Source organism: Corynebacterium sp. HMSC034A01, assembly GCF_001838175.1.
In the GTDB taxonomy this organism is placed as follows: Bacteria; Actinomycetota; Actinomycetes; order Mycobacteriales; family Mycobacteriaceae; genus Corynebacterium.
The window spans coordinates 41,773-57,352 of the sequence record NZ_KV835934.1; the positions used below are offsets into that span (position 1 = coordinate 41,773).

Annotated in this window: 16 protein-coding genes; 9 read left to right on the top strand and 7 right to left on the bottom strand. The window is 65.6% G+C overall.

The window, feature by feature from the left end:
• Nucleotides 1–459: 459 nt before the first annotated feature.
• The 3 genes from lexA to HMPREF2791_RS02715 all read left to right on the top strand — a co-directional run bounded on the left by lexA (nucleotide 460) and on the right by HMPREF2791_RS02715 (nucleotide 2,396).
• Nucleotides 460–1,140 (top strand): transcriptional repressor LexA, encoded by a 681-nt coding sequence (lexA, locus tag HMPREF2791_RS02705; protein ID WP_070474259.1) that lies wholly within the window; start codon nucleotides 460–462, stop codon nucleotides 1,138–1,140.
• Between the two features lie 63 nt (nucleotides 1,141–1,203).
• Nucleotides 1,204–1,989 (top strand): DeoR/GlpR family DNA-binding transcription regulator, encoded by a 786-nt coding sequence (locus tag HMPREF2791_RS02710; RefSeq protein WP_070844260.1) that lies wholly within the window; start codon nucleotides 1,204–1,206, stop codon nucleotides 1,987–1,989.
• 137 nt (nucleotides 1,990–2,126) lie between these two features.
• Nucleotides 2,127–2,396, top strand: coding sequence for an HPr family phosphocarrier protein (locus HMPREF2791_RS02715; protein ID WP_070844261.1), 270 nt, complete (start codon nucleotides 2,127–2,129; stop codon nucleotides 2,394–2,396).
• Between the two features lie 78 nt (nucleotides 2,397–2,474).
• Here HMPREF2791_RS02715 and HMPREF2791_RS02720 read toward each other — a convergent pair whose 3' ends face one another.
• Nucleotides 2,475–3,785 carry a uracil-xanthine permease family protein gene (locus HMPREF2791_RS02720; protein WP_070844263.1) on the bottom strand — a complete coding sequence of 437 codons (1,311 nt, stop codon included), beginning with the start codon at nucleotides 3,783–3,785 and terminating at the stop codon, nucleotides 2,475–2,477.
• A 100-nt stretch (nucleotides 3,786–3,885) separates the two neighbouring features.
• Here HMPREF2791_RS02720 and nagB point away from each other — a divergent pair, with 100 nt between their 5' ends.
• The gene (gene nagB / locus HMPREF2791_RS02725) at nucleotides 3,886–4,611 is read left to right on the top strand and encodes a glucosamine-6-phosphate deaminase (protein WP_070844349.1); all 726 of its coding nucleotides are present in this window, start codon (nucleotides 3,886–3,888) and stop codon (nucleotides 4,609–4,611) included.
• On the opposite strand, the gene hflX is transcribed toward nagB, so the two are convergent.
• Nucleotides 4,612–6,147: a GTPase HflX gene (gene hflX / locus HMPREF2791_RS02730; protein WP_083327866.1), complete on the bottom strand. Its 1,536-nt coding sequence runs from the start codon at nucleotides 6,145–6,147 to the stop codon at nucleotides 4,612–4,614. It abuts the gene before it with no gap.
• A 70-nt stretch (nucleotides 6,148–6,217) separates the two neighbouring features.
• On the opposite strand from hflX, the gene HMPREF2791_RS02735 reads away from it, so the two are divergent.
• Nucleotides 6,218–6,970 (top strand): hypothetical protein, encoded by a 753-nt coding sequence (locus HMPREF2791_RS02735; RefSeq protein WP_141764893.1) that lies wholly within the window; start codon nucleotides 6,218–6,220, stop codon nucleotides 6,968–6,970.
• A 19-nt stretch (nucleotides 6,971–6,989) separates the two neighbouring features.
• A complete protein-coding gene (locus HMPREF2791_RS02740; protein WP_070844267.1) occupies nucleotides 6,990–7,505 on the top strand; it encodes a hypothetical protein in 516 nt (171 codons plus the stop codon).
• Between the two features lie 8 nt (nucleotides 7,506–7,513).
• On the opposite strand, the gene dapF is transcribed toward HMPREF2791_RS02740, so the two are convergent.
• From dapF to HMPREF2791_RS02755, 3 genes are read right to left on the bottom strand one after another with little or no spacing between them, the layout of a single operon-like run.
• Nucleotides 7,514–8,323 carry a diaminopimelate epimerase gene (gene dapF, locus HMPREF2791_RS02745; RefSeq protein ID WP_070844268.1) on the bottom strand — a complete coding sequence of 270 codons (810 nt, stop codon included), beginning with the start codon at nucleotides 8,321–8,323 and terminating at the stop codon, nucleotides 7,514–7,516.
• Nucleotides 8,320–9,219 carry a tRNA (adenosine(37)-N6)-dimethylallyltransferase MiaA gene (gene miaA, locus HMPREF2791_RS02750; RefSeq protein WP_070844270.1) on the bottom strand — a complete coding sequence of 300 codons (900 nt, stop codon included), beginning with the start codon at nucleotides 9,217–9,219 and terminating at the stop codon, nucleotides 8,320–8,322. The genes dapF and miaA overlap by 4 nt, the downstream gene beginning before the upstream one ends.
• Nucleotides 9,216–9,782: a hypothetical protein gene (locus HMPREF2791_RS02755; protein WP_070844272.1), complete on the bottom strand. Its 567-nt coding sequence runs from the start codon at nucleotides 9,780–9,782 to the stop codon at nucleotides 9,216–9,218. Before HMPREF2791_RS02755 ends, miaA begins: the two co-directional genes overlap by 4 nt.
• Before the next feature lie 127 nt (nucleotides 9,783–9,909).
• On the opposite strand from HMPREF2791_RS02755, the gene HMPREF2791_RS02760 reads away from it, so the two are divergent.
• Nucleotides 9,910–11,271: a DUF349 domain-containing protein gene (locus HMPREF2791_RS02760; protein WP_083327867.1), complete on the top strand. Its 1,362-nt coding sequence runs from the start codon at nucleotides 9,910–9,912 to the stop codon at nucleotides 11,269–11,271.
• A gap of 69 nt (nucleotides 11,272–11,340) precedes the next feature.
• Nucleotides 11,341–12,372 (top strand): GNAT family N-acetyltransferase, encoded by a 1,032-nt coding sequence (locus HMPREF2791_RS02765; RefSeq protein ID WP_070844276.1) that lies wholly within the window; start codon nucleotides 11,341–11,343, stop codon nucleotides 12,370–12,372.
• 132 nt (nucleotides 12,373–12,504) lie between these two features.
• Here the strand turns inward: HMPREF2791_RS02765 and HMPREF2791_RS02770 are convergent, their stop codons facing one another.
• Nucleotides 12,505–13,119 (bottom strand): Rv2732c family membrane protein, encoded by a 615-nt coding sequence (locus HMPREF2791_RS02770; protein ID WP_070844278.1) that lies wholly within the window; start codon nucleotides 13,117–13,119, stop codon nucleotides 12,505–12,507.
• Between the two features lie 17 nt (nucleotides 13,120–13,136).
• Nucleotides 13,137–14,663 carry a tRNA (N6-isopentenyl adenosine(37)-C2)-methylthiotransferase MiaB gene (gene miaB, locus HMPREF2791_RS02775; RefSeq protein WP_070844280.1) on the bottom strand — a complete coding sequence of 509 codons (1,527 nt, stop codon included), beginning with the start codon at nucleotides 14,661–14,663 and terminating at the stop codon, nucleotides 13,137–13,139.
• 174 nt (nucleotides 14,664–14,837) lie between these two features.
• Between miaB and gluA the strand changes: the two genes are divergently transcribed.
• Nucleotides 14,838–15,566: a glutamate ABC transporter ATP-binding protein GluA gene (gluA, locus tag HMPREF2791_RS02780; protein WP_070844282.1), complete on the top strand. Its 729-nt coding sequence runs from the start codon at nucleotides 14,838–14,840 to the stop codon at nucleotides 15,564–15,566.
• Nucleotides 15,567–15,580: the final 14 nt, after the last annotated feature.

Here is a 15,580-nt window from a genome sequence, read left to right on the forward strand (position 1 = left end):
AAGCAGGACCGTATCGCGCGTCTCGTGCCGTGTTTCGAACGGATTCGCATCAGAGGGACCGTCCAAAACTTCACTACGGATCGGGCGCGCATCCGTTCGATGGGAAGTAGAAATCGCTCGAACACCGGCGCCGCCCGACCGACGCTTTGACACAGAATCAACGTCCCACACCTCTGCCGGGGGAACTACAGATGCGGCGCCGGAGCGCGATACGAATGTGTTGTGTACTGGATTGATTGCAACGGACATAGTGCGTCTCCCTTCTTTCTGCGGCACACTTTACGTACGGTGCCGACACGTTCGAATGCCATAACGTTCATATGTTCGAATACGCTTACGTGTTCGATTTATAGCATTGCGCCCGACCCGTGTCCACCCAATGTTTGCAACCATCGAACATAAGTGCCCTATCTGGTAGGTTCGTAGGCGCATCACACCGCCGAGTCCAAGGAGAACGTCATGGCACGAAAGAAGTCCGATCCAGGCAACCCGGATTACAACGCGCTGTCTGACCGTCAGCGCCGCATCCTCCAGGTGATCCAAGACGCTGTAGTCCTGCGCGGCTACCCGCCAAGCATCCGCGAGATCGGTGACGCGGCGGGTTTGCAGTCCACATCCTCTGTCGCGTACCAGCTCAAGGAATTGGAGAAGAAGGGGTTCCTTCGCCGCGATCCGAACAAGCCGCGTGCCGTGGATCTGCGTCAAATGCCAGAGACCGGGCGCAAGAAGCGCAAACCGCAGGAGGCGAAGCCGGAGGATTCCGGCAATGCCCGCTACGTGCCGGTGGTTGGTCAGATCGCGGCAGGTGCACCGATCCTCGCTGAGGAGAATGTGGACACCTACTACCCGCTGCCCGAGGAGTTGCTCGGCGACGGCGATGTGTTCATGCTCAAAGTCGTCGGCGAGTCCATGCGCGAGGCGGGAATCCTCGACGGCGACTGGGTGGTTGTCCGCTCCCAGCCGAATGCGGAGGAAGGCGAGTTCGTCGCAGCACTTCTGGACGGTGAGGCGACGGTCAAGGAGTTCCACCGCGATTCCACCGGCGTGTGGCTCTTGCCCCACAACGATGCCTTCGAGCCGATCAAGGGCGATGAGGCGGAGATCATGGGGCGAGTTATTTCGGTGTTCCGTACTCTGTAATCGGTGCGTTTGCACCGTTTACACACAAACCGGATACAGCACAGCCAGAATCGCAGGAGATCGATGTACGCCGAGGAGCGTAGACGCCAGATTGCGTCTTTGACCGCAGTTGAAGGCCGCGTCATTGTCACTGAGTTGGCGCAGCGCTTCAACGTCACCGCGGAGACGATCCGGCGTGACCTTTCGGCGTTGCACGACGAGGGCGTGGTGCACCGCGTCCACGGCGGCGCGGTTGCGAGTCAGTCCTACCGTTCTACTGAAATCCCGCTGGATGCCCGGCAACGCGCCTCCCTTGCGGCCAAAGCCGCGATTGCAGAGACTGCGCTGAAGTTCGTGCCCGATACGCAAAGCTGCACTATCTTCTTGGACTCGGGCACAACGATCAGCAGCTTGGGCAAGCGTCTGGCGGAGACCCGCGGGAATCGGGAGTACTCGGTAGTGACCAATTCCATCCCGACCGCCTTGGAGCTGAGCGATTCCGGGTTGCACGACGTGCAGCTGCTCGGTGGCAGTGTCCGGCCGATCAGCCAGGCAGTCGTCGGCAGTACCGCGCTTCGCACCCTCGCGCTTTTGCGCGCCGACGTGGCGTTCGTGGGCACTAACGCGTTGTCCATCGGCCACGGCCTATCCACCGTGGACGCCCAAGAGGCTGCGGTGAAAGCTGCAATGGTGACCAACGCCCGCAGGGTTGTCGTGTTGTGCGATTCCACGAAACTGGGCAACGACTACGTGGTGAGCTTCGCGCCGCTGACGGATATTGATGTGGTGATCACGGACGCCGAAGCGCCCTCTGCCTTCGTGGATGAGCTACGTTCGCACGGTATTGAGGTCGTGCTCGCGCAGCCCTAGCAGCCTAGTAGTGTCTCGCCCCGCGCGTTCCGCTGGGGCGCTCTGTGACTTTCTGCGCGAATATGGTGGCATCTTCGCCAGTTTGCGACCTACACTCGTTGCAGACCTGAATGAAAAACAAAGGAAAGGACACCCGAATGGCTTCCAAGACTGTGAAGGTCGGTTCCACCGTCGGGCTGCACGCACGCCCGGCCACGGTGATCGCGGACGCTGCCGGCGAGTACGACGATGAGATTCTGCTGACCTTTGTCGGCGGCGATGATGACGACGAGACGGACGCCGCTTCCTCGCTGATGATTATGGCGATGGGTGCGGAGCACGGCGACGAGGTCACCGTCACTTCCGACAACGCCGACGCCGTCGAGAAGATTGCGGCCCTGATCGAGCAGAACCTCGACGAGGAGTAAGCACTCTTCGCTTTACGACGAGCTCACGCCCGGGCATACGTCGCCCGGGCGTTTTCATGTGCAGTGATGCACCGCCCGCTAGAAGGTGGACGGCTTCGGCACCTCGAAGTCCTTGCGGTACTGCCCCTCCCCTAACGTGTCGTACGCCCAGCGCATCAGCGGGTAGATCACGATGATGCCAACCGAGCCCAGCGCGATGCCTTCTAACGTCACAGCGCCCACATCCAGGGTGAGGTTGCCGATGCCCACAATCAGCGCAACCGCGGCCGCCGTCAGGTTCGCGGGATCGGTGAAGTCCACCTTGTTGTCCTGCCAGATGCGCACGCCCAGCATGCCGATGAGCCCGTAGAGGACCAGGCACGCGCCGCCGAGCACACCAGCTGGGATGGTGAAGATCACGGCGCCGAACTTCGGGATGAACGCCAGCACGATCGCAAACGCGGCGGCGACCCAGTACGCGGCTGTGGAGTACACCTTCGTCGCCGCCATTACTCCGATGTTTTCTGCGTACGTGGTGGTGCCGGAGCCGCCGAAACCGCCGGCGAGCGTGGTGGCAATGCCGTCGCCGATCAGCGCGCGGCCCTGCATGTCGTCGAGGTTGCGCCCGGTCATCTCGGACACAGCCTTGACGTGGCCGACGTTCTCCGCGATCAGCACGACCAACACGGGCAGAGTCACCAGCACCGCGGAAACGTGGAACTCCGGGCTGTGGAACTGTGGCAGTCCGATCCACGGCGCGTCGCCGATGGTTTGCAGCGCGTCGTCGCCCAAGCCACCCGTCAAAGCGGCGAACAGCCATCCGGCAAGCACACCGGCGAGGATGGACAAGCGAGAGAGCAGTCCGCGGGTGGCCACGGTGACCACCACAACCGTCAGCAGTGTCACCGCCGCCACCCAGGGTTGGGTTTGCACGTTTGAGACCGCAGTTGGCGCGAGGTTGAAGCCGATGAGCGCGACGATGGCGCCAGTCACCACAGGCGGCATAACCGCGTCGATGACGCGCTTGCCCGCCCATTCGACGACGATGCCGACGAGGATGAGCGCCACACCGGTCAGCAGCACTCCGCCCAGCTGCGCGCCGACGCCGTACTGCTGCGAGGCCGTCAGTGGTGCGATAAACGCGAAGGACGAGCCCAGGTAGCTGGGGACTTTGTTGCGGGTGATCAGCAAAAAGATGATGGTGCCCAGGCCGGAGAACAGCAGTGTGGTGTTCACCGGGAATCCTGTCAGGGTGGGCACCAGTAGTGTGGCGCCGAACATGGCTACCACGTGCTGCATGCCGATGCCGATGGTGCGCGGCCAGCTCAGCCGCTCGTCCGGGGCGACAACAGCCCCGGGGCGCACAGTGCGCCCGTCTCCGTGGAGGGTCCAACCGAAAGTGTGAGTCACGAAATGCCATTATCACCCCGCCAGCTGAAATTTCCTGCTCCGGGGGTAGCCGGCGGGCAAAGTACACAGCTCTCAGGGTGCCCTTGCTATTTTGAGCATCATGGAAATCATTGTGCGCCCCACCGCCGATGAAGTCGGCGTGTCCGCAGCTGACATCATCGAACCGTTCGTGCGCGATGGCGCGACGCTCGGCCTGGCCACGGGTTCGACCCCGAACCCCACGTACATGGAGCTGGCCCGCCGCCACCGCGAGGAGAATCTGAGCTTCGCGCAGTGCGACGCGTTCCTCCTGGACGAGTACGTCGGGCTGGAACGCTCCGACGAGCAGTCCTACTACGCAACCATCCGCCGCGAGTTCACCGACCACATCGACATCGACGATGCGAAGGTGCAGTCTCTCGACGGCCGCTCGGCCGACCCCGAGGCAGAGGCCCGCAGCTACGAGGAGCGCATCACCGCCGCCGGCGGCGTGGACGTGCAGATCCTCGGCGTAGGCGCCAACGGCCACATCGCGTTCAACGAGCCGCCCAGCGCGCTGGATTCGCGCACCCGCGAGATCGACCTGCACCCCACCACCGTGGCGGACAACGCCCGCTTCTTCGACAACGAGGACCAGGTGCCGCGCAAGGCACTGACCCAGGGCGTGGGCACCATCATGGAGGCGCACACCATCGTGCTCATCGCCACCGGCCCGAACAAGGCTGACGCGGTCAAGGCCCTCGTTGAAGGCCCGGTGACCCCGGGCTGCCCGGCGTCGGTCCTGCAAAACCACCCCCGCACCACGGTCATCCTCGATGAGGATGCCGCGGCCAAGCTTGAGCGCTAGCTAGCTGACCACGAACTCCGCGTACTGCTCGGCCAGGACGCGGGGCAGGCGGACGTCGATACGCGTTCCTGCCTCTTCGTATTCCTCCGAGCGCACCGTGCCCTCGTCGTGGACGCGACTGACCACGTCGCCGCGGGTATACGGCACCACCATGGTCACGTGCGCGTCGATGGAGTTGAGGTGCTGCTCGATGCGCGCTTCCAACTCCTCGATGCCTTCGCCGGTCAGCGCGGAGACGAACACGGCCGTGCGCCCGGTCTTCTCAAACGCGTGGCGCAGCTCGGCCAGCACGAGCGGGTCGGCCTCGTCGATTTTGTTCACCACCACGATTTCAGGCGGCATTTCTTCGCCGGAATCGCGGGTGACCTCCGCAAGGACCTCGTTGACGGCCTCGATCTGCTTCAGCGGGAACGCGTCCGAGCCGTCCACAACGTGCAGCACAAGGTCTGCGCCCGCAACCTCTTCAAGCGTGGACTTGAACGCCTCGACCAGTTGGGTGGGCAGGTGGCGCACGAACCCGACGGTGTCGGTGAGCACCACGTTGCGCCCGTCCGCGAGTTTCGCCTTGCGTGTGGACGGATCCAGGGTGGCAAACAGCGCGTCTTCCACCAGCACACCTGCGCCAGTCATCGCGTTGATCAGCGAGGACTTACCCGCGTTGGTGTAGCCGGCAATCGCGATCTTCGGGATCGTGGAGCGCTGGCGCTGCGCGCGCTTGACCTCGCGTGCCGTAGTCATGTCGCGCAGCTGGTGGCGCAGCTTGGCCATCTCGGTGCGCAGGCGGCGACGGTCCGCCTCGATACGCGTCTCACCGGGACCACGCAGGCCCACACCGCCGTTGGAGCCGGCGCGGCCGCCGGCCTGGCGCGACAGGTTGCCGCCCCAACCACGGGTGCGGCTGTAGAGGTACTCCATCTGTGCAAGGCTCACCTGGGCTTTGCCCTCCTTGCTCTTCGCGTGCTGGGCGAAGATGTCCAGGATGAGCATGGTGCGGTCGATCACTTTGATCTTCAGCGCTTCCTCGAGCGCAATCATCTGCGACGGCGACAGCTCGCCGTCGAAAATCACCGTGTCCGCACCGGTGGCCTGCACGATCTCGCGCAGCTCCGCCACCTTGCCCGAGCCGATGTAAGTGCCCGGGTCCGGCTTGTCGCGCTTCTGGTACAGCATGTCCAGCACCTCGGCTCCGGCGGTTTTCGCCAGCGCCGCCAGCTCCCACATGCTCGCCTCAATCTCCTTTACTGTGCCTTCGGTCCAGGCGCCGACGAGAAGGACTTGTTCGATGCGGAGCTTGCGGTACTCCACCTCGTAGATGTCGACGTGGTCTTCGGAGCGCAGCTCCGTGGCTCCGGCAACGGAGCGGAACGAGTTGCGGTCCGCCAGGTCAAGGGCGCCGACGGTGGGTTCCGCGCCGGGCTGTGGCTCGTTGTGGCGAAACGCCTGTCGCAGCAGCTCTTCGTGGGTGCGTTGCTCGGGCGTCAGTTCGTCTTCAAGCAAAAAGCGATCTTTCCTGTGTGTTGAATCTGTCACTGTCATATCTACCCGATAGAACGCGGAAAGGCCCAGGATTCTTCCCGGTCGGGGCGATTGACTAGAATCTACGGCCATGAGCACAGCAGTGAGCACCGATCTTTCCGCACTCGGCTTGAGCTTCAACAAGTGGCAGGACGCGGTCGAAGCCGCGATTGCCACCGACCGCCTCGCTGTCGTCGGCGAGGTCCGCGGCGGCCAGCTGATCCAGTACACCGACCCGTCGGGCGCGCAGCTGAACATCCTGGCTGTGGAGCCGTTTGCCACCTTCGCGGGATTCGAGTCGGTCACCCGCACCTACGCGCACATCACGCCGCTTAACGACGTCGTCGCGCTGGCCGATGTGGTCGATCCCCGCGGCAACGCCATGGCATCGCTGACGGTGAACCTCGCGCAGGAGCCGTTGCTTGTGGACGATCCCGCGCTCGAGTGGCAGGAGCTCTCCGTCACGGCGCTGGGCCTTGCTGTTGACCACTACGAATCCACCGAGGCCTACCTGGCGAAGCACCCGGGCGCCGTCGTCGGCACCGTGGCCTCCCCCGGCGCCGAGGCCGTGGCAAACGGCAGCGCCACCACCCCGGACGCGAGCGCTGAGTTTTCGGCGCGCGTGCTGGAGGCGGAGTACCGCACCTCCGCGCTGACAGGTCAGCGCTTCATCCACGTCTCCGTCGACGCGGCGTTCCCGTTCGACGTGTGCCTGCCCGACGGCGAGTTGCCCGCGCGCGATTCCGTAATCGCCGGCACCGCCGTCATGGCCGGTTCCATCCCGACGCCTTCCGGCGGCGGCTGCGGAGGCTGCGGCGGATCCTGCGGGTGCGGCGGCCACTAGCCGTTACAAGGGCCTGCCGATGAGTTCACCGAACAGGGATCTCTCACGCGCGTTAATCGGCGCACTCGTGCTCGCTGCCGTTGTGCTGCTGGTGTTCACGCTCAAACTGCCGGGGCTTTTGCTGTCGGCACTGCTGATCATCAGTGCGATCTTGCTCGTGCGACGCGTACAGATTGACCCGGAGGTGCTGGCCATCCGGTCGTCGCTGCAGTACGCGCGCGACGATATCGCTGAAGTGCTCGACGCCTACGAGCAACTGCAGCACGGAGCGAGCGCATCCGACATCGCGGACCGCACCTTGCACTACCCTGCCCTGGCAAACCCGGATAGTTCAGTGCCGCAGGTCAACGAATTCCTCCTGCGGGCATCTTCCGCGCGGCGTTTCATGGAGCGCATCGACGGCTACCTGGATTCCACCTCCACCGACAAAGCGCAGCTGGAGCGCCTCCTCACCGTCGCCGACGAGCGCGCCTTTGAGCTGCAGGAGGCGTGGGACGACGCACGCCGGGCCGCGAAAGAAATCGGCCCGGCGTAGGTCCGAACCTACAACTCGTCCGCCAGCTCCCCGCGGAACACGATCGTCGATGGGCCAGTCATCGTGGCCTCCCCGCCGTCAAGCACGACCTCGACGGCCCCACCCGGGACGTTCACGATCACAGACCCGTTTTCGATGCCCGCGTCCGCGAGCGCCGCCTGCGCCGCGGCGACGGTGCCGGTGCCGCAGGAGCGGGTCTCGCCCACGCCGCGCTCCCACACGCGCATGTGCACGCCTCCCTGATCCAGCTCCGTGAGCACCTCCACGTTCACACCCTTGGGGAAGAACTCCGGGTCGAACTCGGGGGCAACGAACTGCATGTCCGCGAGATCCGATGAGCTCATCCCCGGGATCACACAGGCCAAGTGCGGGTTGCCCACGTCCACGCCGATGCCGGCGAACTGGGCCTCCCCCATGGACGCGGTGGACACGCCAGTGACCTCAACGCGGCCCATGCCCACAGACACAATCGCGTCGGCGCAGTCGGCGGAGATCACCCGGATGTGCTTGACCCCGGCGCGCGTGTCCACGTCGAACTCTGTTGCGTCTTCGAGCCCCTCGGCCACCAGCACGTGCGCGAATGCGCGAATGCCGTTGCCGCACATCTCCGCGATGGTGCCGTCGGCGTTGCGGTAGTCCATGAACCACCTGCCGTCTGCTCCCCTGCGGCGCACCACCCGCAGCAGCCCGTCGCCGCCGACGCCGGCGCGGCGGTCGCAGAGGAAGGCAACCTGCTCCGGGGTCACATCGAGGGTGTCCTCAACGTCGATGAGGACGACGAAGTCGTTTTCGGTGGCGTGCGCTTTAATAAATTTCACGCCACCGAGTCTAACGCGGCGCCCATAACGTCCGCGCCGGCAGCGTCCAGCCACACGGTCCGCGGGTCGCGGTTGAACCAGGAGCGTTGGCGGCGCACGTACCGGCGCGTGCCGGTAATCGTCTGCTCCACCGCCTCGTCCTCGGTGAGCTCGCCATCGAGCATCGCCAGCACTTGGGCGTAGCCAATGGCGCGTCCGGCGGTGGAATCGCGCACGAGGCCGGCGTCCACCAGGCCACGTGTTTCGTCGATAAGCCCCTGCTCAAACATCATGCGCGTGCGCAGCTCGATGCGCGGGTTCAGCCACTCGGCGTTCGTGCGCAGCCCCAGGATGCGCGTGCCCCAACGGGGTGCTGCGTTCTTCGGCGGCTGCGACGCCTGGAACGGTTTGCCGGTCAGCTCGATCACCTCGAGCGCGCGCACGGTGCGGCGCGGGTCCTTGTCCTCGATGATGCGGGCGGCTTGCGGATCCACCTCGGCCAGCTCCGCGTGCAGCGCCTCCACGCCTTTCTCGGCCAGGCGCTCCTCGTACTTCGCGCGCACGGTGGGGTCGGTGGGCGGGAACGACCAGGCGTCGATGAGCGATTGCACGTACAGCATCGACCCGCCAACCAGCACCGGCACCCTGCCGCGCGCCATGATCTCTTCCACCGTCGCCACCGCGAGCGACTGGTACTCGGCCACCGAGGCTGTGCGGGTGACCTCCCAGATGTCCAGCAGGTGGTGCGGGATGCCCTCGCGCTCCTCCACGGGCAACTTCGCGGTGCCGATGTCCATGCCCTTGTACAGCTGCATGGAGTCCACGTTGACCACTTCGCCGCCGAACTCGTGCGCCAGCGCGATGCCGAGCGCGGACTTGCCGCTGGCGGTCGGCCCCACTACTGCAATCGGTTTCATACGCTCCACTCCGCTACGTAGCGTCCTACTCCTAATGTGTCGTCGTGGTCCAGCAATGTCGCCTTGTGCGGCCGCAGCGTCGCCAGTTCGTGCCACAACGCGGGTTCGAGCAATTGCCTATCAGCGACCTCCGGTTGCCCACCGTGCAGCCACCTGCACAGACGCTGGTGGTACTCCGGCGCGCCGTCGACCAGCGCGAGCGGGGCGCGCTGGGTCAGCCCGGCTGGGCCGTCGAGCACCACCACGGTCACCGCGTCCGGGTCGGGGGTGCCGATCTCGCCGCGGACCTCGCGCACCTCCGGGTCCCCCAGGGCGAAACGTGCGACCAGCTCGCCGAGGTGGTTGCCTGCACGCACGGTGATCTCCGGCCCGCCCCAGGCTTTGAGAGACCCGGTGTGGGCTGTATACCAGCGCTCATCCAGCGAGCAGACGATGTCGATCGCCCTGCCGTCGAGCCCGCCTGCGAGCGCACGGACGGCCTGTACGAGGCGTTGCGAAGCGGCGTCGCTAGGCGAAAGCGCGAGTGCTGGCGATCCCGGCACGATCCAGAGGTTTGATCTCACGCGCACAACCCTACCCAGCGCCCGGTTTGATCCCCGCGGGGCGTGAAGTGCCGGTAATATCGCACGCATTGCGCAAGGCAGCCGCGACGCGCGGCACAGTGCGGCCACATCTCCGGCCGCGGAAAGGATGTCCACTATGACCGATTCGAACTCCACTCCGACCCCGGGCACCAAGGCACCGTCGCCGGCAGCGATGGCGAAGAAGCCTGGGCCACGTCCCGGAGCAGCGGCGAAGACCGTCACCCCGGCTCCCCTGCCGGCACGTGAGCCGTCGGACCCGTCCAAGTTCGGCCGCGTGGACGATGAGGGCAACGTCTTCCTCACCCGCGGCGGCGAGGAGCGCCAGATCGGTTCCTGGCAGGCGGGCACGCCCGCAGAGGGCCTGGCGCACTACGGCCAGCGCTACGACGACTTGGTCACCGAGGTGGAGCTCATCGAGACGCGTCTGCGCGCCCACCCGGAGGACGCGGATGCGCTGCGCAAGTCCGCGGAGGCGCTCAAGGCATCGCTTGCGGACGCGGCCGTGATCGGCGACATCGACGCTGTTGAGGCACGCCTAGACAAGGCGATTGACGCCTCCGACACCGCGCGCGAGAAGGCGAAGGAGCAGAAGGCGCAGCGCCGCGAGCAGGCAATCGCCCGCAAAGAAGCGCTCGCCGCAGAGGCCGAGGACCTGGCGGAGAACTCCACGGAGTGGAAGGCCGCGGGCGACCGCATCCGCGCGATCCTAGAGGAGTGGCGCGGCATCCGCGGCATCGACCGCGCAACCGACGACGAGCTGTGGAAGCGCTACTCCCGCGCCCGCGACAGCTTCAACCGCCGCCGCGGCTCCCACTTCGCCGAGCTGGACCGCAACCGTGCGCAGGCCAGGAAGACCAAGGAGGAGCTGGTCGAGCGTGCCGAGGCGCTGAAGGACTCCACCGACTGGGGCCACACCGCCCGCGCCTACCGCGACCTGATGACGGAGTGGAAGGCCGCCGGCCGCGCCCCGCGCGAGGTGGACGACAAGCTGTGGGAGCGCTTCCGCGCCGCCCAGGACCACTTCTTCGAGGCCCGCAACGCCGTCAACGCCGAGCGCGACCGCGAGTTCGAGGCCAACGCCGAGGCGAAGGACGCGCTGATTTCCGAGTACGACTCGCTGATCGACCCCGCGAAGGGGCTCGGCACCGCGAAGGCGAAGCTGCGCGAGCTGCAGGACAAGTGGGACGAGATCGGCTTTGTCCCGCGCGGACGTGTGCGCGAGTTCGAGGACAAGATCGGCCGCATCGAGCAGCGCGTGTCCGAGGCGGAGGATTCCCGCTGGCGCAAGACTGACCCGGCGCAGCAGGACAAGGTCAACCAGTTCCAGGTCAAGGCCGACGACTTCACCAAACAGGCCGAGGCCGCCGAGGCCAAGGGCGACGCCGCCAAGGCCGCGTCCCTTCGCGAGCAGGCGAAGCAGTGGCAGGAGTTCGCCGACGTCGCCGCCAAGGCCGTCAACGAGGGCTAGTAAGTTAGCGCGAGTGCTCCACCCCCACCTTTTCTCCCCCGACCAGACCACGGCGATGATGCCGAGGCCGTGGTCGGGGGCTACGCCTTTTCCGCCACGCTGGCCATCCAGGACATCACGGGTCTTGCTACCTCCGGTGTGTCCGCCGCCCACATCGCCAAGCGCCTCGAGCCCTCCGCCGAGTCCGAGGCCATGCTGTTCGGCTTAGTTTCAACGCAGCACCTGCGTCCGGTCACCGACTTGGGCTACCCGGAGCTGTTCGCCGAAGACCTCGACTTCCTCGACGCCTGGCTGTTCGTCTCCCTCCCCCTGCTGGAGGACCGCGGCGTGATCGAAGCGAACTTCACGTTCGATTCCGAGCTCGCTCCCCTTCCGGGCGAGCCCATCCCCGACGCGCCGTGGGAAAGCGCGCTAAAGCTTCTCGACGACCTGTCGGCCCGCCTGTCCCGCCCCACCCGCCAGCTGTGGGTCACCCACGCCCTTGACGCCGATGAGCCGCCGAACGTGCGGGGCTACGGCTACACGCCGGCGTTCCGGGAGGACCAGGGCACGTTTTCCATCTCCGCGATTGAGGGGCTGCCTGACGCTGTGGCCACGGTGGATGCAGAGTTTGCGGTGATCGAGGGACCCGGTTTCTTCTCTCGGAGAAAGGCCGGCGCGGACGAGGTGCAGCAGTTCTCCCGTCTGCTCACGGCGGCGTCGCGCGACTACCCGCGCGGCGATCTGGTCATGGACACCATCGAGTGGGACCTCGAGCGCATCCGCGACGCCGGGGCGAGGTTGCAAGACCGCGGCGGCGCGCAGCTGACGGGCCTCGCCTACGTCGACGGCGTGATCGTCGGATTGTGCGAGGTAGTGCGCTTCCTCGCCGACGACGCGAAAGTCTGCGAGCTGGGCCTGGTCTACGTGCTGCCCGAGCACCGCGGCCGCGGCATCGGCTCGGCACTGCTGCGCTCGTCGCTCACGCGCGCGAAGGGAGTCTGGGAGGACCTGGAGACGGTCTACTGCTCCTACCCCGCCGACTCCCCTGCGGCAAACGCCATCATGCGCGGGCTTGACGCGGAGGTGGTTTCTTCCACCACCGCGTGGCAGAAGAAGTAGGCAGCTCGCCAAATGGCGATATCGGCGTTTACAAGGTGACCCGCCGGAAAAGCCCAGGTCGCGGATCGGCGGTCACGCTAAACGCCGATATCGTCTTTTGCGGGCTGGGGACCCGCCCCAGTTTTGTATCCGTTAGTCCGACGATTTGCGGTGTCGCTCTGCTGCGCGGGCACGGCGGTCGTCGATAAGCAAAGGGTTCTCCTGCTCCCTCGTCGCGGCGCGCTGCGCGAGCGCCACCTCATCCTTGCCTTGCGCCTCGGCACGCTGCTTAGCGACGGCCGCCTGCTCCTCGTTGCGCGACAGGATCAACGGGAACACCGTGAAAACCACGATCACCACCGCGAGCACGACCAGGTAATAGCCGGGGCCACGGCTGATGCCGGAGGCGTTGGAGTTGCGCAGCCAGATGCCCAGCACGGAGTAGACCAGCGAGACGGTGGTGACCATCCACGCGGGAACCGCGAGTGCGAAGCGCTGCGTGGCAACGGCAAGGGTGGTCAAGACGCCGACGCCGATAAGTGAGATCCACGCGAAGACGTACTCCGTGATCGCGGTCTGGGCGTCCTTCGCCGCGTCGGTGGCGGCGAGCACCTGCCACAACGACGCCCCGCCGACGAACGGCAGGAACAGCGCCACCACGTAGATGGCCACCGCGGCGGCGAGCACCCAGCGTTTTACGCCCATGTCCACGGTGGATGCGGCTTTCTTCTCCGCGCGGGCAAGGGATTCGGTGTTGGGCTGCGTCATGTCGCCCAACTGTAGCCCTAGCCGCCGCAGCAGGCGGAATCTGCTGGAGCGGCGGCGGGCCGGCCGATCGTCGGCAGGCCAAGGCCCACCCCGATCGGCGCGGTGGTGGGCACCTCTCCCCTAGCGGAGTTGTCGCCGGCCTTGGTGCGGCGGTGCTCGTGGATGCCGGAATCCGCGATCAGGTAGTGCGGCTTCGCCGCGGTGATGGTGACGGTGACGATATCGCCCGGGCGGACATCGCCGTCGATGTTGCCTTCAACCGCGAAGTGCACCAGACGCCCGTCGCGGGCACGGCCGGACATGCGCTGGGTGCGGTCGTTCTTGCGGCCGTCCTCCTGCACCAACAGCTCCTGGCGCGTATCCACGAGCTTCGCGTTTTCCTCCGCGCTGATCCGCTCCTGCAGCGCGTGGAGGCGCTCGAAACGCTCCTGGACCACAGCCTTGGGGATCTGATCTTCCATCTCCGCCGCCGGGGTGCCGGGGCGCGGCGAGTACTGGAAGGTAAACGCCGAGGTGAAGCGCGCCTTCTCAACCACGTCGAGGGTGGCCTGGAAATCCTCTTCGGTCTCGCCCGGGAAGCCGACAATGATGTCAGTGGTGATCGCCGCGTGCGGCAACTTCTCGCGCACCTCGTCCAAAATGGCCAGGAACTTCTTGGAGCGGTAGGACCGGCGCATGTCCTTGAGCACCTTGTCCGAGCCGGACTGCAGCGGCATGTGCAGCTGCGGGCACACGTTCGGGGTCTCCGCCATCGCGTCGATGACATCGGAGGTGAACTCCGCCGGGTGCGGGGAGGTGAAACGCACGCGCTCCAAGCCCTCGATGTCGCCGCAGGCGCGCAGCAGCTTGGAAAACGCGGAGCGGTCGCGCTCCATGTCCTCGTCGACGAAGTTCACGCCGTACGAGTTCACGTTCTGCCCCAGCAGGGTCACCTCGGAGACGCCCTGGTCCACAAGTGCTTTGACCTCGGCGAGGATCTCGCCCGGGCGGCGGTCCACTTCCTTACCGCGCAGGCTGGGCACGATGCAGAACGTGCAGGTGTTGTTGCAGCCCACGGAGATGGACACCCAGCCGGCGTAGGCGGATTCGCGCTTGGCGGGCAGCACGGACGGGAATACCTCGAGGGCTTCGACAATCTCCACCTGGGCCTCATCCTCTACACGGGCCCGGTCGAGCAACGCCGGCAGCGCAGAGATGTTGTGGGTGCCAAAGACAGCGTCGACCCACGGCGCCTTTGCAATGACGGTGTCGCGGTCCTTCTGCGCCAGGCACCCGCCGACGGCGATCTGCATGCCCGGGTGGTCGGCCTTGACGTTTTTCAGCTGGCCCAGCGAGCCGTAGAGGCGCTTGTCGGCGTTCTCGCGCACCGCGCAGGTGTTGAAGACCACCAGGTCGGGCTCCTCGCCCGCATCGGCCGCGACGTAGCCCGCGTCTTCGAGCATGCCGGAAAGACGCTCGGAGTCGTGCACGTTCATCTGGCAGCCGAACGTGCGCACCTCGTAGGTGCGGGGATTGCTGTTTTGGGTGGTGCTCGCCGTAGTCACGGCGAGACAGTCTAACCAGGTGAGCTGTCTGCGCCTAACCGCAGCCTTACCGTCGCCGACCCGCGTTCTGTATGCGGTTTTCCAGGTGATCCACAAAATTATTTTCCATTTGTGTCATCTGACTCACAGCTATGGCTTAAGGTGCGGTACATGACACAGGAAATTGCCGAACCCATGATTCGCATGGTGGGTGTGGAGAAGTACTTCGACGACTTCCACGCGCTGAAAAACATCAACCTCGAGATCCCCCGCGGACAAGTGGTTGTGGTGCTGGGGCCGTCGGGGTCCGGAAAGTCCACCCTGTGTCGGACGATTAACCGCCTCGAAACCATCGAGGAAGGCACGATCGACATCGACGGCCAGGAACTGCCCGCAGAGGGCAGGGAACTGGCGCGGCTGCGTTCGGACGTCGGCATGGTGTTCCAGCAGTTCAACCTGTTTCCCCATCTGACCATCCTGGACAACGTCACGCTCGGGCCGATGAAGGTGCGCAAGGCCAAAAAGACCGAAGCCACTTCCCGCGCCCGGGAGTTGCTGGACCGCGTGGGCATCGGCAACCAAGCCGAGAAGTACCCCGCCCAGCTCTCCGGCGGCCAGCAGCAGCGCGTGGCCATCGCTCGCGCTCTGGCCATGGAGCCGAAGGTCATGCTTTTCGACGAACCCACGTCTGCCCTCGACCCCGAAATGGTCGGCGAGGTGCTCGACGTGATGAGCGAGCTCGCGCGAAGCGGCATGACGATGGTTGTTGTCACCCACGAGATGGGGTTCGCCCGCAAGGTCGCGGACCGCATCTTGTTCATGGCCGACGGCGAAATCGTCGAGGACACGGACCCCGAGTCGTTCTTTACCAACCCGCAGTCCGACCGTGCCCGGGATTTCCTGGGCAAGATTCTGCCCCACTAAATCATTTTCTTGAG

Excerpts from the sequence above, each read along its gene's own strand:
- lexA (WP_070474259.1), top strand. The coding sequence starts at position 460 with ATGGCACGAAAGAAGTCCGATCCAGGCAACCCGGATTACAACGCGCTG.
- HMPREF2791_RS02710 (WP_070844260.1), top strand. The coding sequence starts at position 1,204 with ATGTACGCCGAGGAGCGTAGACGCCAGATTGCGTCTTTGACCGCAGTT.
- HMPREF2791_RS02715 (WP_070844261.1), top strand. The coding sequence starts at position 2,127 with ATGGCTTCCAAGACTGTGAAGGTCGGTTCCACCGTCGGGCTGCACGCA.
- nagB (WP_070844349.1), top strand. The coding sequence starts at position 3,886 with ATGGAAATCATTGTGCGCCCCACCGCCGATGAAGTCGGCGTGTCCGCA.
- hflX (WP_083327866.1), bottom strand. The coding sequence starts at position 6,147 with ATGACAGTGACAGATTCAACACACAGGAAAGATCGCTTTTTGCTTGAA.
- HMPREF2791_RS02735 (WP_141764893.1), top strand. The coding sequence starts at position 6,218 with ATGAGCACAGCAGTGAGCACCGATCTTTCCGCACTCGGCTTGAGCTTC.
- HMPREF2791_RS02740 (WP_070844267.1), top strand. The coding sequence starts at position 6,990 with ATGAGTTCACCGAACAGGGATCTCTCACGCGCGTTAATCGGCGCACTC.
- miaA (WP_070844270.1), bottom strand. The coding sequence starts at position 9,219 with ATGAAACCGATTGCAGTAGTGGGGCCGACCGCCAGCGGCAAGTCCGCG.
- HMPREF2791_RS02760 (WP_083327867.1), top strand. The coding sequence starts at position 9,910 with ATGTCCACTATGACCGATTCGAACTCCACTCCGACCCCGGGCACCAAG.
- HMPREF2791_RS02770 (WP_070844278.1), bottom strand. The coding sequence starts at position 13,119 with ATGACGCAGCCCAACACCGAATCCCTTGCCCGCGCGGAGAAGAAAGCC.
- gluA (WP_070844282.1), top strand. The coding sequence starts at position 14,838 with ATGATTCGCATGGTGGGTGTGGAGAAGTACTTCGACGACTTCCACGCG.